This window comes from Jatrophihabitans sp. (genome assembly GCF_046262535.1).
Lineage (GTDB): Bacteria > Actinomycetota > Actinomycetes > Mycobacteriales > Jatrophihabitantaceae > Jatrophihabitans.
In genome coordinates this window covers 26,130-49,814 of the sequence record NZ_JBHEMO010000135.1, presented here as the reverse complement: position 1 = coordinate 49,814, position 23,685 = coordinate 26,130, and the positions used below count along the sequence as shown (strand labels likewise).

Genomic DNA, 23,685 nt, shown 5'->3' with positions numbered 1-23,685 from the left:
CCGAGGAGGAACTGCTCGAGAAGCTGATCGAACTGATTCAGGGTCCGGACTTCCCCACCCGCGGCCTGATCGTCGGCCGCGACGGGATCGAGGAGGCCTACCGCACCGGCCGCGGCTCGATCCGCATGCGGGCCGTGGTCGAGGTGGAGGAGGACCAGAAGGGCGCGACGATCCTGGTCGTCACCGAGCTGCCCTACCAGGTGAATCCCGACAACCTCGTCGAGTCGATCGCGCAGCTGGTCAAGGACGGCAGGATCTCCGGGATCCGGGCCATCCACAACGAGAGCTCCGACCGCATCGGCATGCGGATCGTCATCACCCTGAGCCGCGACGGCGTCGCCAAGGTCGTGCTCAACAACCTGTTCAAGCACACCCAGCTGCAGACGACCTTCGGCGCCAACATGCTGGCGATCGTCGACGGCGTCCCCCGCACGCTGCGCATCGACCAGTTCGTCTCGCACTACGTCGAGCACCAGGTCGAGGTCATCGTCCGGCGCACCCGATTCCGGCTGCGCAAGGCCGAGGAACGCGCGCACATCCTGCGTGCCCTGCTCAAGGCGCTCGACCAGCTCGACGCCGTCATCGCCCTCATCCGCAGCGCCCCCTCGGCCGAGGAGTCGAAGGCCGGCCTGATGGCTCTGCTCGAGATCGACGAGCTGCAGGCCACGGCGATCCTCGACCTGCAGCTGCGGCGACTGGCCGCGCTGGAGCGCAACCGGATCATCGAGGAGGCCGCGGAGATCGAAGCCAAGATCGCCGATCTGACCGACATCCTGGCCAAGCCGGGCCGGCAGCGCAGCATCATCCGCGACGAGCTGACCGAGATCGTCGACAAGTACGGCGACGAGCGGCGCACCCGGCTGATTCCGCACGACGGCGATGTCTCGATGGAAGACCTCATCGCGCAGGAAGACGTGGTCGTCACGATCACGCGCACCGGTTACGCGAAGCGGACGAAGACCGACCTGTACCGGGCCCAGCGCCGCGGCGGCAAGGGCGTGCAGGGCGCGAACCTGCGCACCGACGACATCGTCGAGCACTTCTTCGTCACGTCCACCCACGACTGGATCCTGTTCTTCACCAACAAGGGACGGGTCTATCGAGCCAAGGCGTACGAGCTGCCGGAGGCCAACCGCAACGCGCGCGGCCAGCACGTCGCCAACCTGCTGGCCTTCCAGCCCGACGAGGCGATCGCCCAGGTCATCACGCTGAAGAACTACGACGTCGCTCCGTACCTCGTCCTGGCCACCAAGCACGGCCTGGTCAAGAAGACGAAGCTCACCGACTTCGACTCGAACCGCACGGGTGGCTTGATCGCCATCAACCTGCGCGACGACGATGAGCTGATCGACGCCGCGCTGATCTCCGGGACCGACGACCTGCTCCTGGTCAGCCGCAAGGCGATGTCCATCCGGTTCACCGCGGACGACGACGCGCTGCGGCCGATGGGCCGGGCCACGTCCGGCGTGTTCGGGATGCGGTTCAACTCCGGGGACGAACTCCTGGCCATGGCCGTGGTCCGTGACGAGGATGCCGAAATCTTGGTTGCCACTGAGGGGGGATACGCCAAGCGCACACGGGTAGGCGAGTATCCGATACAAGGACGAGGCGGCAAGGGGGTACTTACGGCGCGTATCGTCTCCACTCGGGGCGGCCTCGTCGGAGCGATGGTGGTGGTCCCGAAGGATGAGATCTACGCCATCACTTCTGACGGAGTGGTGATCCGTACCAAGTCGGCGGAGGTTCGCAGAGCCCAACGACAGACGATGGGTGTGCGCCTGATGAACCTTCCCGACGGCGTCAACCTCGTTGCCATTGCCCGAAACGCCGATGAACCGGACGAGCAGGACTGAGCAGGGCCGCGGGCCGAAGGCCGGCGGAGCGACACGGAGCGCGCACCGCGCGTGAGGACGGAGTGACATGACGCAATCGAGCCCCGGCGGCTCTGCCGGCTCGAGCGGTCCGTCGCCCTCGACACCGACGACCTCGACTCCGTGGGGCTCGACCTCGACGGTCCCCGGCTCGTCGACCTATGGGGCCGACCAGCATGCGCAGGGAACGCCGACGTGGTCGGCCCACCCGGTCGAGCACGCGCACGCCGACGCCCCGACGGCCAACGTCCCGCTCGTACAGGGCACGGCGGCCGCCACGCACCAGGGCGCTGTTCCGCCGCCACCTCCACCGCCCGCGGCGGCGGACCAGAACCGTGCCGGTCGAGCGACCCGCGCCCGCGGCCCGCGACGGGCGCGGCTCCAGTTGCGCCATGTGAATCCGTGGACCGTGCTGAAGTTCTCGTGCGTCCTGTCGATCGCGCTGTTCTTCGTCTGGCTGATCGTCGTCGGCATCCTCTTCGGAGTGCTCGACGCCGCCGGAGTGGTCGGCAAGATCAACGACGCCTACACGACCGTGCAGGGCGGCAATGCCAAGGCGCCGGTCACTGCCGGCGTCGTCTTCGGCGGCGCCGCGATCATCGGAGTGGTGAACATCGTGCTGTTCATCGCCCTCTCGACGGTCGGTTCGGTGGTCTACAACCTCTGCGCCGACCTCGTCGGAGGCATTGAAATCACACTCTCGGAGCGGTGACGCGAACCAGCGGTTTGCTCCGGAGTAGTGGCGATACCGGTTTGGAGGGCGTGTTAAGCGCCCGATATGCTGGCCGTTCGCGTTTGCGGGCCTGTAGCTCAGACGGTTAGAGCGCATCCCTGATAAGGATGAGGCCGGAGGTTCAAGTCCTCCCAGGCCCACTGCACGACGCAGCGACGAGCCCGCTCGGCCCGGCGCGCAGCGACGAGGAGGTGCGGATGAGGAAGCCGGTACTGCTCGCCGCAATAGCAACGGCGATCGCCGCCGTGGCAGCGCGCCGGCGTCAGGCGCAAGCCGACGCGGCGGCGCTCTGGCGGGAGGCCACCTCCGACGCATCGAAGTGAAGAAGCGGGCTGACTTGTCAGTTCCGTCGCTGGGGGACGTAGCTCAATTGGCAGAGCACCGCCTTTGCAAGGCGGGGGTTAGGGGTTCGATTCCCCTCGTCTCCACAGACTGAAGGCCCCGCGCGTCGGATCGTCGGGCTTCACAGCCTCCAGATCTCGATTGGGCACATCCGGCGATCCGTGTCATCCTCCCCCCGTATTCGATCAAGGCTGCATCAATCGGGGGATTCATGCGACGAATCGCGGCAACCGCGGTCGTGACACTCACTGCAGCCACGCTGGTGGGCGCGGCCACTGCGTCGTCCTCGGCCGTACCGAGCTTGCCGGCCGGGTTCCAACTCGTGACCTATCCGACCGGCCAAGCGGCTTACAACCTCACGAACTACGCCTGGCTGCCTGACGGCGGCCTGCTGACGAGCGGCAAGGACGGCACCGTCACCCATGTGCCCCCTGGCGGAACGCCGCAGGTGATCGCGAAAGTGCCAGGAGTCCGGGCCACCGGTGACCACGGCATGCTGGGGTTCGCCCCGGCCAACGACTACGCCACGACCGGACACGTCTACGTCTCCTACGACAAAGGCGACCCGGCGACGACCGGGTTCGGGATGGTCGAGGTATGGACCGCCTCGCCGGCGAGCGCGCCCACGTCCTTCACCTTCACCTCGAAGATCATCGACGGCAGCACGACGAGCCCCCAGTTGCTCGAGAGCGGCACCACCCACTCGATCGACTCGGTCGTCGTCGCGCCTGATGACACCCTTTTCCTGACGATCGGCGACAACGCGGGCAACAACGGTGACCCGAAGACGTTCCGGGCCCAGGACCTGGATCAGCCGTACGGAAAGATGCTGCACTTCAACGCCGACGGCACCGCCGTGCCGAGCAATCCGTTCTACTCCGCGAGCGCGCCCAAGTCGTGGCGCAGCCTCGTCTACGCCTACGGCTTCCGCAACCCGTTCCGCTTCGACCTCGACCCGCGCTCGGGCGTCCCGCACCTCGGCGACGTCGGGTGGTACACGACCGAGGAGGTCGACACGGTCCGGGCCGGTATGAACGGGGGCTGGCCCTGCTACGAGGGCGCTGAACAGAACACCTACTTCGCGACAGACGCCCGATGCGTCGCGCTGTACTCTGCCGGCTCGGCGGTACCGCCGATCACGGAGTACCCGCATGCCGGCGCGGGTGCAGCGGTCGTCGGGGGCATGCACTACACCGGCACGGTCTACCCCAGCACGTACCTCAATTCGTTCTTCTACGGCGACTACGTCCGTCACGAGCTGTGGACGTTGGCCACCGACACGAACGGGGCGCTGACGCGGGCGCCGGAGGCCGCGGGCTTCGCCACGGACATCGGCGGCCCCGTCGCGTTCCACGCCGGCCCGAACGGCGACGTCACCTACGCAGACCTCGTCGCGGGCAACATCGAGCGGCTTGTGTACACGGCAGGCAACCGGCCGCCCACCGCTCAGTTCACCTCCACAACCGACGCAGCCACCCGCACGGTCAGCTTCGACGCCAGCTCCAGCTATGACCTCGACGGTGACGCGCTCACCTACCGCTGGGACTTCGGGGACGGTTCGTCGCCGGCAACCGGCGTGACGGCACGGCACGTGTACGGCAGTCCCGCTCAGGCAGTCGTCACGCTGACGGTGCGCGATCAACTCGGCGCCCAGGACAGCGCGACAGCCACCGTGTACCCGGCCAACTTCACCCCGGTCCTCAACTTCACCCCGCCGCCGCCCACTACGTATCAGGTCGGCGGACTTGTGAAGCTCAGCGCATCGGCCACCGATCCCGAGGACGGCCCCCTCCCCGTCAGCTGGTTCACCTACTTGCTGCACTGTCCGTTCGCCGGCAGCTGCCACGTGCATCCCGGTGACACCGTGACGGGGCCGAATTACAGCGAGCCGTTCACCGACCACGGCGCCGACACCGTCATGGTCATCACGGTGAGTGCGACGGACAGCAAGGGAGCGACGGCGAGCGCCAGTTACGAGGCCGACCCGACTCTGCGCACGGTCGCGGTCAACAGCCCGGTGGCGGTGGCGATCAACGGCATCATCTCCGCCTCTCAGCAGGCCGTCGTCGGATCGCAGGTCATCGTCAACGCACCGCCGAGTTCAGGCATCCTGACGTTCCACAGCTGGAGTGACGGCGGCGCCGCGGAACACGCGTTCACGATGCCCGCCACCGATGTGACTCTCACGGCCCGCTACGACTCGCCGATCGACCTCAAGTACGCGGCCCTCGGCGGCGCCACGTCCGTGGTCGGGGCTGCCACGGGTCCTGAGTACCCCGTCGTCGGTGGACGAGCCCGCGATTACACCCGCGGGCGCATCTACTGGAGCAGCGCGACGGGTGCCCACGCGCTGTACGGGGCGATCTTCACGAAGTTCGGCGCCGTCGGCGGCCTCGCGAAGTCCGGCTTCCCCACCAACGACCAGGTCGCGGTGACCGGCGGATCGGGGCAGTACTTCACCAAGGCCCGCATCTACTGGTCGGCTACCTACGGCGCCCATTGGATCAACGGAGCGATTCTCACCAAGTATCTGGCGGCCGGCGGCCCGACCGGGTACGGCCTGCCGACGATGGACTTGAGCGCGACGACGGGCGGGTACTACGACTTGTTCAGCCCGGGGCGCAGCATCTACTGGTCCTCGGCGACCGGCTCCCATCTGGTGTACGGAGCGATCTTGTCGAAGTACCAGTCATTGGGGACGGTGCGGTCCTGCCTCGGGTATCCGACCACGGACGAGTATTCGATCACCAACGGCCGCCGCAACCAGTTCGTCCACGGCAACATCACCTACCACACGGATACGCACGTCATCACCTACGTCTGCTGAGGGTCGCTCGTCCGCGGCGTTACCGTTGGCGTCATGAACGTGGCGGCGGTGTGGCTGGGCAAGCTCACCCTGCTGGCGCTGCGGACGATCGGCCGGCGCGGGAACGCGTTGCCGGGCCTCGTGGTCGAGAAGGTGTTTCCCCGCTATCTGGCCCACGCGATGGCCCGGCTGCCCGAGGGCGTCGTCGTCGTCTCGGGCACCAACGGCAAGACGACGACGACGAAGATGGTGGCCACGCTGCTCGGCGAACGCCTGCGCGTCCTGACCAACGACACCGGCTCGAACTTCGTCCGCGGCGCAATCACCGCCACCGTCGAGCACGCGTCGTGGTCGGGGCGACTGCCGTATGACGTCGCGGTCTTCGAGCTCGACGAGGCGTGGGCCGTCCGCTTCGTCGAACGGGTGCAGCCCCGACGAGCGCTGCTGTTGAACGTCATGCGTGACCAACTGGACCGGTTCGGCGAGATCGACACGACGGCCCGCCTGCTCGGCAAGGTGGCGGCGGCGACCACCGGCGCGGTCGTGCTCAATCGCGACGACGAGCGGATCGCGGCACTCGCGGGCCAGACCCCGGCCGCGGTGTCGTACTACGGCGTCGCCCCGGCGTTGCGCGAACTGTTCCCCAACGACGAGGAGCTCTACGGCGGCCCGGTGCACGTCTCCGAGACGCCTGCGGTCGTGGAGCTGCAGTCGCTGCCGACCGTCGAGCGGCCGGCGGCGACGCTGCGCATCGCCGGCACCGATTGCGAAGTGGTGCTGCGGGCTGAGGGACCGCACAACGCGCAGAACGCGTGCGGCGCCGCGGCGCTGGCCCTCACCTTCGGCTTCGACACCGAGACCGTCGCCGCCGGGTTGGCCAAGGTCTCGCCCGCATTCGGGCGCGGGCAGACCTTCATGGTCGAGGGCCGTCCCGTCACCCTGCAGCTGGTCAAGAATCCGGCCGGCTTCAGGCAGACGCTGCGCACCCTCGATGCCGCAACGCCCGACGCGATCGTCGTCGCCATCAACGACGACTACGCCGACGGCCGTGACGTCTCGTGGCTGTGGGACGTCGACTTCGCCGCCCTTGCCCCGCTGCCCAGCCGCCGCTCGACGTCGGGAACCCGCGCGGCCGACATGGCCGTCCGCCTGCGCTACGACGAGGTTGCGGTGGACGAGATCGAGCCCGACCTCGAGAGAGCCGTGCGGGCCGCCGTCGCGGCGGTGCCGCCCGGCGGGCGGGTCGTCGTGTTCAGCACCTACACCGCGATGTGGGAACTGCACGGCGCCCTGGAACGCATCGGCGCCCCGGCCGAGGTGGCCGCATGACCCCCGCTTTGCACCTTTCAGCGCTGCTGGGACGGGCAATTTGCAGCGCTGAAAGGTGCAAAGCGGGAGGGGGGCGGACGTGACCAGGCCGCTCACCCTCGTGCACCTGTACCCGCGCGAGATGAACATCTACGGCGACACCGGCAACGTGATGGTGCTGCGCAAACGGCTGCAGTGGCGCGACCTGCCGGTAACCGTCGTCCCGGTCAGCGTCGGCGACCCGTTGCCCACCGACGCCGACATCGTGCTCGGTGGCGGCGGCCAGGACGCCGCCCAGGGCGAGATCGGTCAGGACTTCACCTCCCGTGGCCCCGAGCTCCGCGCGATGGCCGACGACGGCGTCGTGATGCTCGCGATCTGCGGGTCCTACCAGATGCTCGGCCACGAGTTCGTGACGCAGGAGGGGCTGCGCATTCCGGGCGTCGGCGTGCTGGACGTGACGACTCAGGGCCAGCCCGTGCGCCTCATCGGCAACAACTACGTCGACACCCCGGACGCCGGCCGCCTCGTCGGCTACGAGAACCACAGCGGGCTGACCACTCTCGGACCGGATGCACGCCCGCTCGGCACGACGCAGAGCGGCCGCGGCAACAACGGCAAGGACGGCAGCGAGGGCGCGGTGCGCGGCAACGTCTTCGGCACCTACCTGCACGGCCCGGTGCTGGCCAAGAGCCCGCGGTTCGCCGATGAGTTGTTGCGGCGCGCCTACGCGCGCCGCGGGGACAACCCGGCCCTCGAGCCGCTGGACGACACCCTGCCCGAGATCGCCGCCCGGGTCGCCGTCGGGCGCCCGCGCTGAGCCCCGGATAGGCTGCCGCAGGTGAAGCGCCTCCTGCCGGTACTGCTCGCCGTGCTGGTATTGGCCGGCTGCACGTCCAACGGCAACCCGGGTCCGACCCCTCCGGCCAGCACCCACACCTTGACGCAGACGAGCACTCGTACACCTCCCCTGGTGGTGAAGTTCCGCGCGCCCGCGCCGGCGACCGTCCGTCCGCTGCCGCCGGGCGCCAAGGCGCATACGGGCGAGACGGACAGGCGCTGTCCGTACATCAAGACGGGTTTGAACCAGGACGAGAACACCGGCGTCAACCTGGCCGACATCGAGGGCGACCGGGTCTACCGCACCACCGTGCTGGCCGCCTACAAGCCGGTGGGCTGCCGCTTCTACTTTATCGGCCCGCCGTACGAGGCGACCGCTGACATCCGTCCGTACACCTTCGCCACCGCGACCGAGGCGTACAACGCCATGGTGGTGGTCGCGCGCAGCGGCACCAACCCGATCCCCGAACGCGAGTTCGTCAAGGGCGCGACGGGGGTCGCCTACCGCACGAAGTTCTTCGGTCAGGACGGGGCGCGGGACTGGGCCTTCGTGTTCGCCAAGGGCAAGCACATGGTGATCATCCATACCCAGCGCAAGGACACGTCCCGCAATGCCGTCTACCTGGGCCAGGCCATCGCCGCGAAATTCTGAGGCAGCGCCCTCGTGGGAGAATGATTTCTCCCCGTTCTCGAGCCGCAGGAGTCAGACGTATGTCCGCAACGCAGATCGCCACCCTGCACACGTCGGTGGGGGACATCCGCGTCGAGTTGTTCGGCAACCACGCCCCCAAGACGGTGAAGAACTTCGTCGATCTCGCCACCGGCGCGGTCGAGTGGAAGCACCCCGGTACCGGCGCCAAGACCAACGACCCGCTGTACGACGGAACGGTGTTCCACCGCGTCATCCCGGGCTTCATGATCCAGGGCGGCGACCCGCTCGGTGAGGGCTACGGCGGCCCGGGTTACAAGTTCGCCGACGAGTTCCACCCGGAGCTCTCGTTCGACCGTCCCTACCTGCTGGCCATGGCGAACTCCGGTCCGAACACGAACGGATCGCAGTTCTTCATCACCGTCGGTCGCACGCCGCATTTGAATCGCAAGCACACGATCTTCGGCGAGGTGGCCGACGCCGACAGCCGCGCGGTCGTCGACACGATCGCCAACACGAAGACGGCGCGCGGCGACAAGCCGGTCGAACCGATCAGCATCAACTCGGTGACGATCGAACCCGCGTAGTAGATGAGCTCGACGGGCAGCGAGGTCACCGCGCACTGCTACCGCCACCCGCACCGGGAGGCGTTGATCCGCTGCGTCCGCTGCGACCGGCCGATCTGCCCCGACTGCATGCGTCCGGCCTCGGTGGGCTTCCACTGCCCGGACGACGTCGCGGCCGGCGCGCGGACGGTGCGGGCGCCCCGCACGACCGTCGGCGCGCGGATCATTCAGTCACCGCCCTACGTGACGATCGCGCTGGCCGCGTTGAGCATCGCGGGGTACCTGGCGACCGGACTGCAGAAGCCGGGGACGCTGCGCGACCCCAGCGGTTCGGCCCGGTTCGTCAAGTGGCAGCTGTTCCCGCCGAAGGTGCACGACGGTGCGTTCTACCAACTGCTGACGTCGGGCTTCCTGCACCTGAGCCCGCTGCACATCGCGGCCAACATGGTGTCGCTCGCGTTCGTCGGGCCGTTCCTGGAAACCCAGCTCGGTCGCTGGAGGTTCCTGGCGGTGTATCTGCTGTCCACGCTGGGTGGTGGCGCGGCGGTCTACGCCTTGGGCTTCCGGCTGACTGCCACGGCCGGCGCATCCGGGGCAATCTTCGGGCTGCTCGGTATCGCGCTCGTCCTCGTCCGCAAGATCGGGCTCGACCTGCAGTGGCTGGTCGGGACGCTGGTGCTGAACTTCGTGATCACGTTCTCGGTGCCCGGGATCTCGAAGTGGGGGCACATCGGCGGCTTCGTCACCGGCGTGCTGGCCGGGGTCGCCCTCGGCGGCCTGCCGTCGTCACGCGAGCGGGTGCCGACCCGTCTACAGGTCGCCGGGCTGGCCGGCGTTCTGGGCCTGGTAATCGTCGTCGTGGCGGTCCGGACCGCGACCTGGTGAGATCGCGGGTACCGTGCGCCGGTCAGCGGGGGCGGAACGCCTCGACGAGTTCGGCCGCCTCGACCGGATCGGCGCCCAGCGCCCGACGGCTCAGCACCGCGAGTACCGGACCGGCGTCGACCTCGAGAGTGGTGTTGCGCAGCCCACGCCGGATCCGCGTCGCGGCCCGGACCTCGTACACCTCGGCCCAAGACAGCCGGGCGCGGGTCATCGGCGAGTTCACCACCAGCCCGTCGGCCGACGCGACCAGCCGTGGGCTGAAGATCAGGTCCGAGCCGACGTAGCCGAGCAGGATCACCACCGCCAGGCCCAGCATCAGCCGGCCGCCGGCGTCGCCGGTGATGAGCGCGGCGATCAGGGCGCCGACGGCGCCGCCGGCGGCCAGGGCGGTGTAGCGCCGATCCGGCGTGAAGCGCGCCTGCGCCGGCGCCGGCGTGTCGGGGGGCAGGGACGGCAATTGCGGCCGAGCCGCCGGCGGCACGGGGCGAGGCGGCGCCGGCCGCGGCCGGGCCGTCGGGCGCGGCTTTGGGCGGCGCGGGCTCGGTCGCTCGTCCACAGGCTTTTCCCCAGCTGGGGATGAACTACAACCGTGTAATCACAGGGGTGGACAACGCTGTGGACGCGGCGGTCAGCGCCACCGGACCGCCATGACCAGCCCGAGCAGCATCACGCCGAAGCCCACCGCGAAGTTCCATGCGTTGAGGTCGGCCATCACCGGGATGTGCGGGTTCTTGCCGCTCGATGTGAGGTAGTAGAGCACCATGTAGGCCAGCCCGAGCAGCAGGACGCCGGCCATGACGATCGGGTACCAGGACGGGCTGGGGGCCAGCGCCCGGGACGGCTGCGCCGCCGACGTCCGGATCGGGGCGTCGGGCTTCTTGCGGACCTTGGACTTGGGCACGTGTCTCTCCGATATTCCTATGCTTGGCGGTCCGGCGGAGCGGACGTTCCCGGCTAGCGTAGACGGCGCAGGCGGGCGAAGCTTCCGCCGAGGGGAAGCCAGCGTCCGAGGGGAGATCGGTGCCCGACAGCTCCGCCGCGACCCGGCGCTGGAAGATGCTGGTGCCCGTCGTCTGCCTGGTGGCCGGAATCGGCTTCGCCGCCAGTGCGCGGGACTCCGGTGGCAAGGACCTGCGCAACGCCAACTCGAGCCTGGCCGACACCGTGCGGCGGGCCGAGCAACGCGTGCGCAGCGCGGACGCCCGGGTGCAACGGTTGCAGGCGCAGGTCAACGAGACGGTCAAGGCGGCCGGTCGTGGTGACTCCGCCGTCGCGGCCGCGCAGGCGAGGGTGACGCCGCTGCTCGCCCCGGCCGGCCTCACGCGGGTCAGCGGGCCCGGACTCGAGGTGATCCTCGACGACGCGCCCGGCGCGCCGCCGGGCGTGAGCGTCGACCCCAACCAGCTCGTCGTGCACCAGTCCGACCTGCAGGCGGTCGTCAATGCGATGTGGGCCGGTGGTGCCGAGGCGATGTCGATCGCCGGCCAGCGGGTGATCGCGACGTCGGCCGTCCGGTGCGTCGGAAACACCCTGTTGCTCAACGGCGAGGTGTTCTCGCCCCCGTTCCGGGTTGCAGCCATAGGCCCATCAGCGACAATGCTGGAACGACTGGCAGCGTCGCCGGGCGTCAAGCTGTTCCGCGAAGCGGCGGGCTACTACGGCTTGGGCTACACGGTGGAGCTGCTCGACAAGGTGGAGCTGCCGGCCTTCACCGGGTCGATAACGCTCAACTACGCAAAGGCCGGCAAGTGAGGACGAGGGCATGGCACACGCCGCGGTGACCGACCCGCCGAGAGGCTCCCTGCCGCCGAGGGCCCCGATGGCCACCGGCGACAAGGTGCGCTTCGTGTTGCGCGGCATCGGCCAGACGCTGATCACCCTCGGGCTCGTGGTCCTGTTGTTCGTCGTCTACGAGGTGTGGATCACCAACATCTTCGCCGCTCGCGAGCAGTCGAAGGTCGCCTCGGCCCTGCGCCACGAGTGGGCCGACAGCGGGGGTGACCCGCTGTTGCCGTTGCCCGGCGAGAGCGATCCGACGATCCCGCTCGGCACCGGCATCGGCGTCCTGTACATCCCGCGCCTCGGTCAGGACTTCCACTTCACGATCGTCGAGGGCAGCGTCGTCCCCACCGACGGCGAATTGGAGAAGGGACCGGCGCACTATCACCACACCGCGTTGCCCGGGGCGGTCGGCAACTTCGCCGTCGCCGGACACCGGGTGGGCAAGGGCGAACCCTTCCTCAACATCGACAAGTTGCGGGCCGGTGACTCGATCATCGTCGAGACGAAATCCTGGTGGTACGTCTACAAGGTCAAGGGCAGCCCGGCCGGGTCCAATCCGCAGAATTCGAAGGACGCGGACGGCATCCCCGGGCGCGAGATCGTCTCGGCCAGTGACGGGAACGTGCTGCTGCCGGTGCCCGATCATCCCGCCACCAAGCCGACCGAGCGGTTGATGACGATGACGACCTGTCATCCGAAGTTCACGGCATCCCACCGGATGATCGTCTACTCCGCGTTGGTGATGAAGGTGGCCAACCCGGATCTGAAGATGCCGGCGTCGGTACGCGACCTCTACAAGGCGGTGAAGGCCTGATGTACGTATGGATCTGGCGGCATCTCCCCGGGCCTCTTGCCGCCCGGTTGGCCCAGGTGCTGGCGCTCGTGCTGGTCGTCGCCGCCGTGCTGCTGTTCGTCATCTTCCCGTGGATCGAGCCGCACCTGCCGATCAACCAGGTGACGGTGCACAACAAGTGACCCGAGTCCTCGTCGTCGACAACTACGACAGCTTCGTCTACAACCTGGTGCAGTACCTCGGGCAGTTGGGCGCGGAGGTGATCGTGCGCCGCAACGATGCCGTCACGCCGTCCGACCTCGACTCCCTGGACGTGGATGGTGTGCTGATCTCACCTGGCCCGGGCACTCCGGAAGACGCCGGTGCGTCCATGTCGTTCGTGTCGGCCTGCGCCGAGCGCGCGCTGCCGCTGTTCGGCGTGTGTCTCGGCCATCAGGCCATCGGCGCCGTGTTCGGTGCGCCCGTACACCGTGCGCCGGAGCTCTTGCACGGCAAGACCAGCGACGTCGTGCACGACGGCTCGGGCGTGCTGACGGGGCTGCCGAGTCCGTTCACCGCCACTCGGTACCACTCGCTCGCCGTGTCGGAGGACGAACTGCCCCCGGAGATCGTCGTCACCGGCCGCACGCCGTCAGGCGTCGTCATGGCGCTGCGGCACACGTCGCTTCCGATCGAGGGGGTGCAGTTCCACCCCGAATCGGTGCTCACCCAGGGTGGGCACCGGATGGTCGGCAATTGGCTGCGCCGCTGCGGCGCGACCGTCGACGACGGCCTGGTCGACGAACTCGGTGCCGAGGTCGAGGCCTTGCGGCAGTCCGCCTTCGCCGGGGTGTGACTGTCAGGCCTCCGCGGCGGCCTTGGCCGCTTTGGCGGCGGCTTTCGCGTGCTGCTTGAACTCGCGGACCTTGCTCAGCGACTCCGGCCCGACCACGTCGGCCACGGAGCGGTATCCCTTGAGCGCGTAGTCGCCGGCGGCGGCCTTCCAACCGGTCGGCTTCACGCCCACTTGCTTGGCCAGGAGTGCGATCAGGATCCGGGCCGTCTGGTCGCCGATGCCCGGCACCTCGGTGAGCCGCTTGTGCAGTTCCGCGCCGGTCTTCGCATCCGTCCACAACCGGGTGACGTCGCAGTCGTACTTGCCCACCACGAGCCGCGCCAGCTCCTGCACCTGGGCGGCCTTGGCACCGGGGAACCGATGGATCGCCGGCGGGACGGTGCACAGCGCCTTGAACTCGTTCGGATCGGCAGCCGCGATGGCCGCCGGATCCAGCGAGCCGAACCGCGAGAAGATCTTCCAGCCGCCCCGGAACGCGTGCTCGATCGGATACTGCTGGTCGAGTTGCATGCCGATGACGAGCGCGAGCGGGTGCTCGTCGAGAACGGCATCCGCCGCCGGATCGTCGGTGATGTGGAAGCCCATGGGCTGAATCATCCCCTAGCTCGCCGCATGGGGCGCGACCATGGTGCGGTGCGGGTTGTGGCGGCGGCGATCGTGCGGGACGGACAGGTGCTGGTGGCTCGGCGGTCGAAGCCGGCCGCGTTGGCCGGTGGTTGGGAGTTCCCGGGCGGCAAGATCGAGCACGGTGAGTCCGACGAAGAGGCGCTCGTGCGCGAGTGCGCCGAGGAGCTCGGCGTGCGGATCGCGGTCGGTGCGCACCTCGGGACGGCGTCGGATCAGCGCATCGACCTCGTCCTCCATGCCGCGACGTTGCGCGACGGCGAGCCGGTGGCCGGTGGGGACCACGACGAGCTGTCCTGGTCGCGTCCTGACGAGCTAGACGCCGTGGCGTGGTTGCCGATCGATCGGGAGCTGGTGCCCGCAGTCGCTGCGCTGCTACGCGAGCCGGGCGGATAGTGCCGAGTCGGCGGCCCGGACGGCCGCCCCGGAGCGGACGAACCCGACGGCGGCTTCGATCTCCGGCGCGAGGAACCGGTCGGTGCCGGGCCCGTCGACGTGGTGGCGCAAGGCCGCGACCACCGCGCCGGTCGCCGGCCCTGGTTGCAGCGGCGCGCGCAGATCGAGGGCGCGAGCCGCGGTGAGCAGCTCGATCGCCAGCACCCGGGTCAGGGCGTCGACGCTGCGGCGCAGTTTCCGCGCGGCCGACCAGCCCATCGAGACGTGGTCCTCCTGCATCGCGCTCGACGGGATGGAGTCGACGCTGGCGGGTGCGGCCAGCCGCTTCAGCTCGGAGACGAGAGCGGCCTGGGTGTACTGCGCAATCATGTGTCCGGAGTCGACGCCCGGGTCGTCGGCGAGGAACGGCGGCAGGCCACGCGAGCGGTTGACGTCGAGCATCCGGTCCGTCCGTCGCTCGCTCATGCTCGCCACGTCCGCGGCCGGGATGGCGAGGAAGTCGAGCACGTAACCGACCGGCGCGCCGTGGAAGTTGCCGTTCGACTCGACCCGCCCGTCCAGCGTGACGACGGGGTTGTCGACAGCCGACGCGAGTTCGTAGCCGGCCACCGTCCGGGCATGGGCAAGGGTGTCCCGCGCGGCGCCGGCCACCTGAGGAGCACAGCGCATCGAGTACGCATCCTGGACATACACACAGTCCGGGCCGGCGTGCGATGCCACGATCGGTGAGCCGGTCAGCAGGGCCCGCATGTTGGCTGCGGCGACGGCCTGCCCGACCTGCGGGCGGAGGGCGTGCAGGTCGGCAGCGAACACGGCCGCGGTGCCGAGCATCGCCTCGACGCTCATTGCGGCGGTGAGGTCGGCGGTGCGCAGCAGGAGGTCGAGGTCGGTGCACGCCAGCAGCAGCTGGCCCAGCATGCCGTCCGTGCCGTTGATGAGCGCGAGGCCCTCCTTCTCGCGCAGTTGGACCGGCGCGATGCCGTGCGCGGACAGCGCGTCGGCGGCGAAAACGAGCTCGCCGGTCGGCCCGTGCGCCGTCCCCTCGCCCAGCAGCGCCAGCGCAACGTGCGCCAAGGGCGCGAGGTCGCCCGAGCAGCCGAGCGAGCCGTACTCGTGCACGACCGGGGTGATGCCGGCGTCGAGCAGGCCGGCGAGCGCGGTGGCGGTCTCAAGCCGGATGCCGGTGCGACCCGTGGCGAGGGTGGACAGCCGCAGCAGCATCAGCGCCCGGACGACCTCGCGTTCGACCTCCGGGCCGCTGCCGGCGGCGTGCGACCGGATCAGTGAGCGCTGCAACTGCGCGCGCTGCTCGAGTGGGATGTGTTTGGTGGCCAGCGCGCCGAAGCCGGTCGAGATGCCGTAGTGCGGCTCGATGTCGTCGGCGAGGCTTTCGACGACGGCGCGTGAGGCCGTGATCGCGTCGGTCGCGGCCGGGCTCAGCTGTACCCCGGCGCCATGCCGGGCCACGGCGACGACATCCGTTTCGGTCAGCGGGCCGGTTCCGACTGTGATGCGCTCCATGGCGTCACTGTGCCGCTCACGTGCCGCCGCGGCCAGTGGCCGTCTGCCGTGTCTGGGATCCCGGACGCCGCGCGAGGCCGTCGTGGCCGCGCAGCGTCGGGACACACCGCGACGCTCGCTGCCCCGGCGCCAACGCTACGGTCGGAACATGCGCGCAGTCGTCATCACCGAACCGGGCGGCCCCGAGGTACTCGAGGTCCAAGAGGTGTCCGACCCGTCGCCGAAATCCGACGAGGTGGTCATCGACGTCGCGGCGACCGCGCTCAACCGCGCCGACCTGCTGCAGCGCCAGGGCAACTACCCGCCGCCCAAGGGCGCGTCGCCCTACCTCGGCATGGAGTGTTCGGGCACCATCGCCGCCGTCGGCGACGCGGTGGCCGGTTGGAGCGTGGGCGACCAAGTCTGTGCGTTGCTGTCCGGCGGCGGCTACGCGGAGAAGGTAGCCGTGCCGGTCGGGCAATTGCTGCCGGTGCCGCACAACGTCGCCCTGGTAGATGCCGCGGCGCTGCCCGAGGCGACCTGCACCGTGTGGTCGATGGCCTTCGGGGCCGAGGCCGGCCGGCTGCAGGGCGGCGAGCGGTTCCTCGTGCACGGTGGGACGAGTGGAATCGGGACGATCGCCATCCAGATCGCCCACGGCCGCGGCGCCGCCGTGTTCGCAACGGCCGGCACCCCGCGCAAGGTCGGCTTCTGCCGCAGCCTGGGGGCCGACGTCGCCATCAACTACCGCGAAGAGGTCTTCGACGAGCGGATCAGGGCCGAGACCGGAGGCCACGGCGTCGACGTCATCCTCGACAACATGGGCGCGGCGTATCTCGAGCGCAACCTCGACTCGCTGGCCGTCGGCGGCCGGTTGATCGTTCTCGGACTGCAGGGCGGCACGAAGGGTGAACTCAACCTCGGCGCCCTGCTGGCCAAGCGGGCCACCGTTCACGCCGCCGGCCTGCGTGGCCGTCCGCCGGCGCAGAAGGCCGCTGTCGTCTCCGAGACGCACGCGAATGTCTGGCCGATGATCGAGTCGGGAACGGTGCGACCGATCATCGACCGCATCCTCACCCTGGACGACGCCGGCGAGGCGCATCGGTTGGTCGAGTCCAGCGAGCACATCGGCAAGGTGCTCCTGCGCGTCCGCTGAGCCGAACGGGCAGACTGGACGGATGAGCGCGCCGATCGAAGACAGCGAAACGTCCGCCGAGAGTCCGTCCCAGGAGCTCGTCGAGGCCCGTGACGACGGCGAGTCGATCGCCGGGCAGGTCGAGCAGCCGGCGAAGGTGATGCGGATCGGCACGATGATCAAGCAACTGCTGGAAGAGGTCCGCCAGGCTCCGCTCGACGAGGCCGGTCGCGCCCGCCTGCGCGAGATCCACGAGTCGTCGATCCGCGAGCTCGAAGAGGGCCTCGCGCCGGAGCTGCGCGAGGAACTCGAGCGACTGACCATCCCGTTCGGCGGGGACGTCCCTTCCGAGGCGGAGCTGCGCGTGGCGCAGGCCCAGCTGGTCGGCTGGCTCGAGGGTCTCTTCCACGGCATCCAGACGGCGCTGTTCGCCCAGCAGATGGCCGCCCGGGCCCAGCTCGAGGAGATGCGGCGGCGGGCTCTGCCCGGTGGCCACTCCGATGGGCAGCCGGTCATCGTCGGGCCGGGCGGTCAGATGATCATGCCGCCCGGCGTGCGGCTCACGCCGTCGTCCGGCGACGAGGAGGAGCCCGGGGGCCGCGGCACCGGTCAGTACCTGTAGCGGTCGGTGAACTTCGTCCGGGACGTCGTCGCCGCCCGTCCGGCGAACGACCTGGCGGTCATCACGCTCTCGGCGGCCGGACAGCGCCGCGAATGGACGTTCGGCGAGTTGGTCGAGGCGTCCGGCTCGTTGGCCGCCGCCTACCTCGCGCACGGCGCGCAGCGCGGGTCCACCGTGCTGACACTGGTCGGCAACCGCATCGAGTACGTGCTCGCGGTCCTGGCCGGACTGCGGATCGGCGTCGCGACCCTGCCGTGCAGCGAACAACTACGCCCCAAGGATGTCGCGCTGCGGTTGCAGCGCGCCCGTCCGTCCCTGGTGCTCTGCGACGAACGCAACCGGGCGGTTCTGGACGCGGCGACGCCGGCGTGCCCGGTGTTGACCTTCCCGGACGAGTCGTTGCTGGCCGGCGGGGAGCTGCCCGATGCCGTTAACCTCAGCGAGCTCGACCCGGCCTTCGTCCTGTTCACCTCGGGGACGAGCGGCGAGCCGAAGCTGGTGACGCACGGCCAGCGCTACGTGTGGGGGCAGCGCTTGCAGGCGAGCGAGTGGATGGCCGCGCAGCCGGGCGAGCTGGTGTGGTCGACGGCCGCGCCGGGCTGGTCGAAGTCCGCCCGCAACTCGTTCATCGCGCCGTGGTTCGCCGGCGCGGCGGCGCTGTTGCAGGACGAACGCTTCGACCCCGTGCGCCGGCTGGAGACGATCCGGAACGAAGGTGTGCAGGTGCTCTGCATGGCGCCGACGGAATACCGGCTCATCGCGGCGCACGGGCGGATCGGCGCACTGCCGTCACTGCGGCGCGCGATCACGGCCGGCGAGGCGCTGGGCGTGCCGGCGTTCGCGGCGTGGCGCGCGCAGACCGGTCTGGAGATCTCGGACGGCTACGGGCAGACCGAGACCGGTCAGGTGACCGGCGTGCGTCCTGGTGAGACCGCGCCGCCCGGCTCGATGGGGCGGCCGTTGCCGGGCATCGTCGCGTCGGTCGTCGACGGCGAGCTGGTCGTCGATCCGGGCACCGTCCCCACCTTCTTTCTCGGCTACGACGGCACATCCGTACCTCCGGGTATGTGGCGCACCGGCGATCAGGTCCGACAGGACGACGACGGGTGGCTGTTCTTCGAGGCGCGGGCCGACGACGTGATCATCAGCTCGGGCTACCGCATCGGACCGGCCGAGGTCGAGTCGACGCTCATGGGACATCCGGCCGTGCGTGAGTGCGCGGTGCTCGGCGTGCCCGATGAGTCGCGCGGCCAGGTGGTCGGCGCCGCGGTGGTGTTGAAGGAAGGCTTCTCCGCCGGCGACGAGCTGGTGGCCGAGCTGCAGCGCTACGTCCGGTCGGAGACGGCGCCCTACAAGTACCCGCGCCGCATCTGGTTCCTCGACGACCTCCCCAAGACGACGAGCGGCAAGATCCGGCGGGCCGCGCTCGCCCCGCCTACTGGAGGTTGAGCAGGCCCTCGATGAGCTGCGCGACGGCGTCGTCGTCGTTGCTGTCGACCACCTCGTCGGCGACCTCGATCACCGACGGGTGGGCATTGGCGACGGCGTAGGAGTGGCCGGCCCACTGCAGCATCGGGAGGTCGTTGGGCATGTCGCCGATCGCGGCAACCTGGTGCGGGCCGACGCCGTGCCGGTCGGCGACATCGGCCAGCCCGGTCGCCTTGGTGACGCCCGGAGCCGAGATCTCGAGCAGGCCGAAGGACGACGAATGGGTGATCGTCGCCCGGTCCCCCACCAGCGCCGTGACCGCGTTCAGGAACAGATCGGCGTCGACCTCGCGGTCCTTGGCCAGAAGCTTCATGGCCGGTTCGGTGAGGATCTCGTCCAGCTCGCCGACACGGGGCCGGGCCAGGGCCACACCGCGACGGTCGTAGGGCGGGTTGATCTGCCAATCGTGCACGTAGCCGGGTTCGGCGGCGAAGCCGTTGCCGTACTCGACGGCAAACTGGACGCGAGGGAACTCGGCCCGCACGGCGGCGCCGAGCTCGGCCATCAACGCCTGGTCGAGCGTGCGCGCAGTGATGACCTCCTCGGTCGTCATGTCGTAGAGAACGGCGCCGTTCGCGCCCACGGCGACGCCGACGTAGCCCGTCTCGTCCACCAGGACGTCGAGCCAACGCGGTGGCCGGCCGGTGACGAAGACGACGAGGAGCCCGGCGTCGGCCGCCGCCTTCAGGGCGGACCGGCTGCGGTCGGAAACCGAACCGTCGGAGTGCAGCAGCGTTCCGTCCAGGTCGGTGGCGACGAGCTTGATACCGCGCGGGTACTCGCGAGGGACGGTCATGCGGGCGTCAGCACCTCGCGGCCGCCGAGATAGGGACGCAGGGCCGCCGGGACGTAGACCGAGCCGTTCGGTTGCTGGTGGTGGTCGAGGAGGCAGGCGATGGTGCGGGCGATCGCGCACAGCGTGCCGTTGAGCGTGGCGACCGGCTCGTTGCCTTTGTCTCCGCGGGTGCGGATGTTGAGCCGACGCGACTGAAAGGTGGTGCAGTTCGACGTCGACGTGAGCTCGCGGTAGGCGCCCTGCGAGGGGAACCAGGCCTCGATGTCGAACTTGCGCGCAGCGCTGCTTCCGAGGTCGCCGGCCGCGACGTCGATGACGCGGTAGGCCAGCTCGAGCTTGTCGAGGAACTCGCGCTCCCACGCGAGCAGGCGCTGGTGCTCGTCGCGCGCCTCGTCCACGCCGACGTAGGAGAACATCTCGACCTTGTCGAACCAATGGACGCGGATGATGCCCTTGGTGTCCTTGCCGTACGAGCCGGCCTCACGTCGGAAACAGCTGGAGAACCCGGCGTAGCGCAACGGCAGCTCTTCGAGGATCTCGCCGGAGTGGTAACCCGCGAGCGCGACCTCTGACGTCCCCACGAGGTACAGATCGTCGTTGGCCAGGCGGTACACCTCGGCGTCGTGCGCGCCGAGGAAACCGGTCCCCTGCATGATCTCGGGCTTCACGAGCGCCGGCGCGATGACGGGCACGAAGCCGGCTCCGGTTGCCTGGGCCATGGCCAGGTTGGTGAGCGCGAACTCGAGCTGGGCGCCGATGCCGGTGAGGAAGTAGAACCGTGCGCCGCTGACCTTGGCGCCCCGTTCGGTGTCGATCGCCTTGAGAGCGGCGCCGATCTCGACGTGGTCCTTCGGGTCGTCGACCTGCGGCGGGGTACCGACCGTCTCCAGCGTGACGAAGTCGTTCTCGCCGCCCGGGGGAACCCCGTCCTCGACGATGTTGGGGATGGCGAGGTGGGCCTCGCGCAGCGCCTCGTCGGCGTCGGCCTGGTCGACTTCGGCGGACTTCACCTCGTCGGCCAGGTGCCGCGCCTTGGTCAGCCGCGCCGGGCGGTCGTCGGCGCTCGCCTTGGCCACCTCGCGGCCCAGGCTCTTCTGCTCACCACGCAGGGAGTCGGCGCGGGCCACCGCCGCGCGGCGCGCGTCGTCGGCGGCGAGCAGTGCATCGACGAGGCTCTCGTCGGCGCCGCGGGTGCGTTGCGAGGCGCGGACGCGGTCGGGATCGTCGCGCACCACCTTGAGGTCGATCACCTCGCCAGGTTACTGACCGGGCCGCGGTGCCCTTGCCGGTTGCCCGGCGAGCGTTGTCCACAGCCCGCCCCGCGACCTGTCCGATCTTGCTTAGGCTTCCGGCACACATCGGGCGAAAGGGGGCGTGACGTGGGAGGCTACGCCGTCGATCCGGTCGAGCTCGAGCGTGCGGCGGGCGCGCTCGGTTGCGCCGTCGTGGCGGCGCGGTCGGCGCTCGATCCGCTGCGCGCGTCGGCCACGGTGCTGCTGACGGCGAGGTGGCACGGCAGCGCGGCGACGGCGTTCCGGCTGGGCTGGGAGCAGTGGCTCGAGGGTGTGGTGGCGATGCTGCGTGCACTGGACGAGCTGACGGTGGCCCTCCGCGGTTCCGGCGCGGGCTATGCCGCCACCGAGGAGTCGGTGCGGACGACTGTCGGCGCGGGGCCGATGTGAGCCGGCTGGTGGTCGATCTCGCGCAGCTCGCCGAGCTGGTCGAGTGGATGGAGCGGTACCTGGGCCATCTCGCCGGGTTACGGGAGGAAGCCGTGCGCGCCGAGCGCTTGCATCCGACCTGGACGGGTGAGGCAGCGGTGGCGCAGGCTCGGGCGCGAACGCGGTGGGCAGCAGGGGCGGCCGAGGTGCAGGACGCGCTCGCCTCGCTGCGCGCGGTTGCCGCCGTCGCTCGGGGCAATTACGAGGCCGCCGTCCTGGCCAACCGCCGCATGTGGGCGCTGTGACCACCGCGTTGATCCAGCTCGAGACCGAGGACTTCGCCGCTGCCTCGCGATCGCTCTACGCCGACGTCGCCGATCCATGCACGACCGCCGCCACACGACTGATCGACACGCTGCAGGAGTGCGGCGGGATGGCCGGCGACGACCCGGGCGGCCGGGACTGGGCCACCGCGTACGACCGGGCCGCGGCGGGGACTCTTCGCGCCGCGCAGGACGCGATCAACGCCTGTTATCAGGTCTCGTCGATGTTCGCGCAGACCGCGCGGAATTACGAAGCGGCTGATTCCGCATCAACGGCCGGCGTGCGGCACGCCATCGCGGCGGCGACGTCGGCGCTGCCGGACGAGTGCACGATCGGGCTGGCTCTTCGCGTTCCGAGCGCGGCCGGCGGTTCCGGTGGCGGGCCGACGGGCTGGGGGCTGATCGATGACGCGGTCGGCTACGTGTGGCCGAACGGTCACCAGGACCGGCTGCACCGAGCGGCGTCGGCCTGGCGGTCGTGCGGCGACCGGCTGTGGTCGCTCAGTGAGTATGCGGCGGTCGCGGCCGTCCCGGCGATGGGCGACCACCTGCCCGAGTTCGACGACATGACGACGGTGTGCGACGGGCTGTACATGCACATCCGCGAAGTCGCCTGCGCCCAATTCGCGCTGGCCGACGCGTGCGGCGAGCTGGCACATCACCTTGACGTCGTGCACTCCGAGGTCGAACACGAGCTGGTGAGCTTGGTCGAGTGGTCGGCCGCGATCCAGGCCACCGGGTTCGTCGCGTCGGTGTTCAGTTTCGGGACGGCGGAGGCTCCGACACAGGCTGCGCAGGCCGGGCGCATCGCCAAGACGGCGGCGCGAGTGGCGCAGTTGATCGAGAAGTTCACCACGATGGCTCGGACGGTGGCGCAGTCGATCAATGCCGTGGCCGAACGGGCCGAGGCGGTTGCCGCGCGAGTGCGGGTGGTGCTGAACGCGAAGGTGACGGCCGCTGCGGTGACCATGGCCGGCCGCCTGCGCACCGTCCGCGCAACAGGAGAACTAGGCGCCCTCGGCCGGCTCCGCGCGGCCGGGAAGTTCCCCCAATTCACGGCGCAGCCGTTCCAGCTGGAGGCGAAGTTCAAGCATGCGGCCGCATTCGGCGTCACCGAGAACCGCGGGCGAGCCGGATTCGCAGCCTTCGAGACCGCCGTGCGTCGGTTCTTGGAGCATCCCACGACAAGTCCGAATTATCGGCACCTATCACCGGGAGCGAGTCATACTCAGCTACAACACGCAGTCCAGACTGGTGGTCATTCAGTCAGAGACGGGCGAGTTCATCTCCGCGTGGGAAATGACTGAAGGCCAAACCCAGAACGTGGTGGAGAGGGGGAGTCTCGGTGGCGGGTGATCTGAATGCACAGGCTGCCGTCGCTGCGGCAATCGAGCCCTACCGTCGACTTCTCGAGGACTTTGTGGAAGGTCAGATCTCAGCCGACGATTTTGAAGGCCGGTACATGAGGACCTATCTCAGTGATGACACGATCTTTGCGAACGAAGTGTTCGACGTGGTCGATGCCTTCTTTGCCGAGGCGGAATCCTACGTGGGCGATCCGGAGTTGCGCGCACGCGCTTACCGAGCCATCGGTCCAGACGACCTCCGGCAGCACGCCGAGGACCTTCTCCGACTCGCCGGGCACCGCGAGCAGAAGCCGGTCAGCTAACCACAAAGAAGTGGATCTTGTGCAGACACGCGGGAAATAGCCCGCGAGTCTGCACAAGATC

The 23,685-nt window shown here is 69.5% G+C and carries 27 protein-coding genes and 2 tRNA genes; 23 read left to right on the top strand and 6 right to left on the bottom strand.

From position 1 onward, the window contains the following. The 11 genes from ABR571_RS17790 to ABR571_RS17740 all read left to right on the top strand — a co-directional run. Nucleotides 1-1,853 (top strand): DNA gyrase C-terminal beta-propeller domain-containing protein (locus ABR571_RS17790; protein WP_409454544.1); only part of this gene is annotated, 1,853 nt, incomplete at its 5' end. Nucleotides 1,854-1,920: 67 nt separating this feature from the next. Then, complete coding sequence (locus tag ABR571_RS17785) at nucleotides 1,921-2,583, top strand: DUF3566 domain-containing protein (protein WP_409454543.1); 663 nt, start codon at nucleotides 1,921-1,923, stop codon at nucleotides 2,581-2,583. Between the two features lie 87 nt (nucleotides 2,584-2,670). Further along, nucleotides 2,671-2,744: transfer RNA gene (locus tag ABR571_RS17780), tRNA-Ile, on the top strand. A 57-nt stretch (nucleotides 2,745-2,801) separates the two neighbouring features. Continuing rightward, nucleotides 2,802-2,927 carry a DLW-39 family protein gene (locus ABR571_RS17775; protein ID WP_409454542.1) on the top strand — a complete coding sequence of 42 codons (126 nt, stop codon included), beginning with the start codon at nucleotides 2,802-2,804 and terminating at the stop codon, nucleotides 2,925-2,927. Between the two features lie 32 nt (nucleotides 2,928-2,959). Then, a tRNA-Ala gene (locus tag ABR571_RS17770) sits at nucleotides 2,960-3,032 on the top strand. 152 nt (nucleotides 3,033-3,184) lie between these two features. Beyond that, complete coding sequence (locus tag ABR571_RS17765) at nucleotides 3,185-5,773, top strand: PQQ-dependent sugar dehydrogenase (protein ID WP_409454541.1); 2,589 nt, start codon at nucleotides 3,185-3,187, stop codon at nucleotides 5,771-5,773. A gap of 33 nt (nucleotides 5,774-5,806) precedes the next feature. Further along, nucleotides 5,807-7,081, top strand: coding sequence for a MurT ligase domain-containing protein (locus ABR571_RS17760; protein WP_409454540.1), 1,275 nt, complete (start codon nucleotides 5,807-5,809; stop codon nucleotides 7,079-7,081). A 79-nt stretch (nucleotides 7,082-7,160) separates the two neighbouring features. Beyond that, nucleotides 7,161-7,880, top strand: a complete 720-nt coding sequence (locus tag ABR571_RS17755; RefSeq protein WP_409454539.1) for a type 1 glutamine amidotransferase — start codon at nucleotides 7,161-7,163, stop codon at nucleotides 7,878-7,880. A 21-nt stretch (nucleotides 7,881-7,901) separates the two neighbouring features. Next, nucleotides 7,902-8,552: a hypothetical protein gene (locus ABR571_RS17750; protein ID WP_409454538.1), complete on the top strand. Its 651-nt coding sequence runs from the start codon at nucleotides 7,902-7,904 to the stop codon at nucleotides 8,550-8,552. A gap of 59 nt (nucleotides 8,553-8,611) precedes the next feature. Next, nucleotides 8,612-9,136: a peptidylprolyl isomerase gene (locus ABR571_RS17745; protein WP_409454537.1), complete on the top strand. Its 525-nt coding sequence runs from the start codon at nucleotides 8,612-8,614 to the stop codon at nucleotides 9,134-9,136. 3 nt (nucleotides 9,137-9,139) lie between these two features. Then, complete coding sequence (locus tag ABR571_RS17740) at nucleotides 9,140-10,000, top strand: rhomboid family intramembrane serine protease (RefSeq protein WP_409454536.1); 861 nt, start codon at nucleotides 9,140-9,142, stop codon at nucleotides 9,998-10,000. A 22-nt stretch (nucleotides 10,001-10,022) separates the two neighbouring features. Here ABR571_RS17740 and ABR571_RS17735 read toward each other — a convergent pair whose 3' ends face one another. Then, on the bottom strand, nucleotides 10,023-10,481 hold the full coding sequence (locus ABR571_RS17735) for a PH domain-containing protein (protein WP_409454535.1): 459 nt from the start codon (nucleotides 10,479-10,481) through the stop codon (nucleotides 10,023-10,025). A 147-nt stretch (nucleotides 10,482-10,628) separates the two neighbouring features. Further along, nucleotides 10,629-10,901: a cell division protein CrgA gene (locus ABR571_RS17730; protein WP_409454534.1), complete on the bottom strand. Its 273-nt coding sequence runs from the start codon at nucleotides 10,899-10,901 to the stop codon at nucleotides 10,629-10,631. Nucleotides 10,902-11,020: 119 nt separating this feature from the next. On the opposite strand from ABR571_RS17730, the gene ABR571_RS17725 reads away from it, so the two are divergent. Genes ABR571_RS17725 through ABR571_RS17710 form a run of 4 tightly spaced genes read left to right on the top strand, consistent with a single transcriptional unit; the run spans nucleotide 11,021 to nucleotide 13,410 of the window. Further along, a complete protein-coding gene (locus ABR571_RS17725) occupies nucleotides 11,021-11,752 on the top strand; it encodes a DUF881 domain-containing protein (protein ID WP_409454533.1) in 732 nt (243 codons plus the stop codon). A 10-nt stretch (nucleotides 11,753-11,762) separates the two neighbouring features. Further along, the gene (locus tag ABR571_RS17720) at nucleotides 11,763-12,596 is read left to right on the top strand and encodes a class E sortase (protein ID WP_409454532.1); all 834 of its coding nucleotides are present in this window, start codon (nucleotides 11,763-11,765) and stop codon (nucleotides 12,594-12,596) included. After that, a complete protein-coding gene (locus tag ABR571_RS17715; RefSeq protein WP_409454531.1) occupies nucleotides 12,596-12,757 on the top strand; it encodes a hypothetical protein in 162 nt (53 codons plus the stop codon). Before ABR571_RS17720 ends, ABR571_RS17715 begins: the two co-directional genes overlap by 1 nt. Beyond that, complete coding sequence (locus tag ABR571_RS17710; protein ID WP_409454530.1) at nucleotides 12,754-13,410, top strand: aminodeoxychorismate/anthranilate synthase component II; 657 nt, start codon at nucleotides 12,754-12,756, stop codon at nucleotides 13,408-13,410. The genes ABR571_RS17715 and ABR571_RS17710 overlap by 4 nt, the downstream gene beginning before the upstream one ends. Before the next feature lie 3 nt (nucleotides 13,411-13,413). Here ABR571_RS17710 and ABR571_RS17705 read toward each other — a convergent pair whose 3' ends face one another. Further along, nucleotides 13,414-13,995 carry an HhH-GPD-type base excision DNA repair protein gene (locus ABR571_RS17705; RefSeq protein ID WP_409454547.1) on the bottom strand — a complete coding sequence of 194 codons (582 nt, stop codon included), beginning with the start codon at nucleotides 13,993-13,995 and terminating at the stop codon, nucleotides 13,414-13,416. Between the two features lie 48 nt (nucleotides 13,996-14,043). Between ABR571_RS17705 and ABR571_RS17700 the strand changes: the two genes are divergently transcribed. After that, nucleotides 14,044-14,430 (top strand): (deoxy)nucleoside triphosphate pyrophosphohydrolase, encoded by a 387-nt coding sequence (locus ABR571_RS17700; protein WP_409454529.1) that lies wholly within the window; start codon nucleotides 14,044-14,046, stop codon nucleotides 14,428-14,430. Here ABR571_RS17700 and hutH read toward each other — a convergent pair. Further along, nucleotides 14,410-15,951 carry a histidine ammonia-lyase gene (gene hutH, locus ABR571_RS17695; RefSeq protein WP_409454528.1) on the bottom strand — a complete coding sequence of 514 codons (1,542 nt, stop codon included), beginning with the start codon at nucleotides 15,949-15,951 and terminating at the stop codon, nucleotides 14,410-14,412. The genes ABR571_RS17700 and hutH overlap by 21 nt on opposite strands. Before the next feature lie 148 nt (nucleotides 15,952-16,099). On the opposite strand from hutH, the gene ABR571_RS17690 reads away from it, so the two are divergent. Genes ABR571_RS17690 through ABR571_RS17680 form a run of 3 tightly spaced genes read left to right on the top strand, consistent with a single transcriptional unit; the run spans nucleotide 16,100 to nucleotide 19,136 of the window. Further along, the gene (locus ABR571_RS17690; RefSeq protein ID WP_409454527.1) at nucleotides 16,100-17,086 is read left to right on the top strand and encodes an NAD(P)H-quinone oxidoreductase; all 987 of its coding nucleotides are present in this window, start codon (nucleotides 16,100-16,102) and stop codon (nucleotides 17,084-17,086) included. Between the two features lie 22 nt (nucleotides 17,087-17,108). Beyond that, nucleotides 17,109-17,687, top strand: coding sequence for a bacterial proteasome activator family protein (locus tag ABR571_RS17685; RefSeq protein WP_409454526.1), 579 nt, complete (start codon nucleotides 17,109-17,111; stop codon nucleotides 17,685-17,687). Between the two features lie 6 nt (nucleotides 17,688-17,693). Next, nucleotides 17,694-19,136: an acyl-CoA synthetase gene (locus ABR571_RS17680; RefSeq protein WP_409454525.1), complete on the top strand. Its 1,443-nt coding sequence runs from the start codon at nucleotides 17,694-17,696 to the stop codon at nucleotides 19,134-19,136. Here ABR571_RS17680 and ABR571_RS17675 read toward each other — a convergent pair. Then, entirely contained in the window at nucleotides 19,123-19,971 is an 849-nt protein-coding gene (locus ABR571_RS17675; protein ID WP_409454524.1) for an HAD family hydrolase, read from the bottom strand. The genes ABR571_RS17680 and ABR571_RS17675 overlap by 14 nt on opposite strands. Continuing rightward, nucleotides 19,968-21,221, bottom strand: a complete 1,254-nt coding sequence (serS, locus tag ABR571_RS17670) for a serine--tRNA ligase (RefSeq protein WP_409454523.1) — start codon at nucleotides 21,219-21,221, stop codon at nucleotides 19,968-19,970. Before serS ends, ABR571_RS17675 begins: the two co-directional genes overlap by 4 nt. 129 nt (nucleotides 21,222-21,350) lie before the next feature. Between serS and ABR571_RS17665 the strand changes: the two genes are divergently transcribed. From ABR571_RS17665 to ABR571_RS17650, 4 genes are read left to right on the top strand one after another with little or no spacing between them, the layout of a single operon-like run. Further along, nucleotides 21,351-21,653, top strand: a complete 303-nt coding sequence (locus ABR571_RS17665; protein ID WP_409454522.1) for a WXG100 family type VII secretion target — start codon at nucleotides 21,351-21,353, stop codon at nucleotides 21,651-21,653. After that, on the top strand, nucleotides 21,650-21,937 hold the full coding sequence (locus ABR571_RS17660; RefSeq protein ID WP_409454521.1) for a WXG100 family type VII secretion target: 288 nt from the start codon (nucleotides 21,650-21,652) through the stop codon (nucleotides 21,935-21,937). The genes ABR571_RS17665 and ABR571_RS17660 overlap by 4 nt, the downstream gene beginning before the upstream one ends. Next, the gene (locus ABR571_RS17655) at nucleotides 21,934-23,262 is read left to right on the top strand and encodes a colicin D domain-containing protein (protein ID WP_409454520.1); all 1,329 of its coding nucleotides are present in this window, start codon (nucleotides 21,934-21,936) and stop codon (nucleotides 23,260-23,262) included. The genes ABR571_RS17660 and ABR571_RS17655 overlap by 4 nt, the downstream gene beginning before the upstream one ends. 38 nt (nucleotides 23,263-23,300) lie before the next feature. After that, a complete protein-coding gene (locus ABR571_RS17650; RefSeq protein ID WP_409454519.1) occupies nucleotides 23,301-23,624 on the top strand; it encodes a colicin immunity domain-containing protein in 324 nt (107 codons plus the stop codon). The last annotated feature ends 61 nt before the right edge of the window (nucleotides 23,625-23,685 follow it).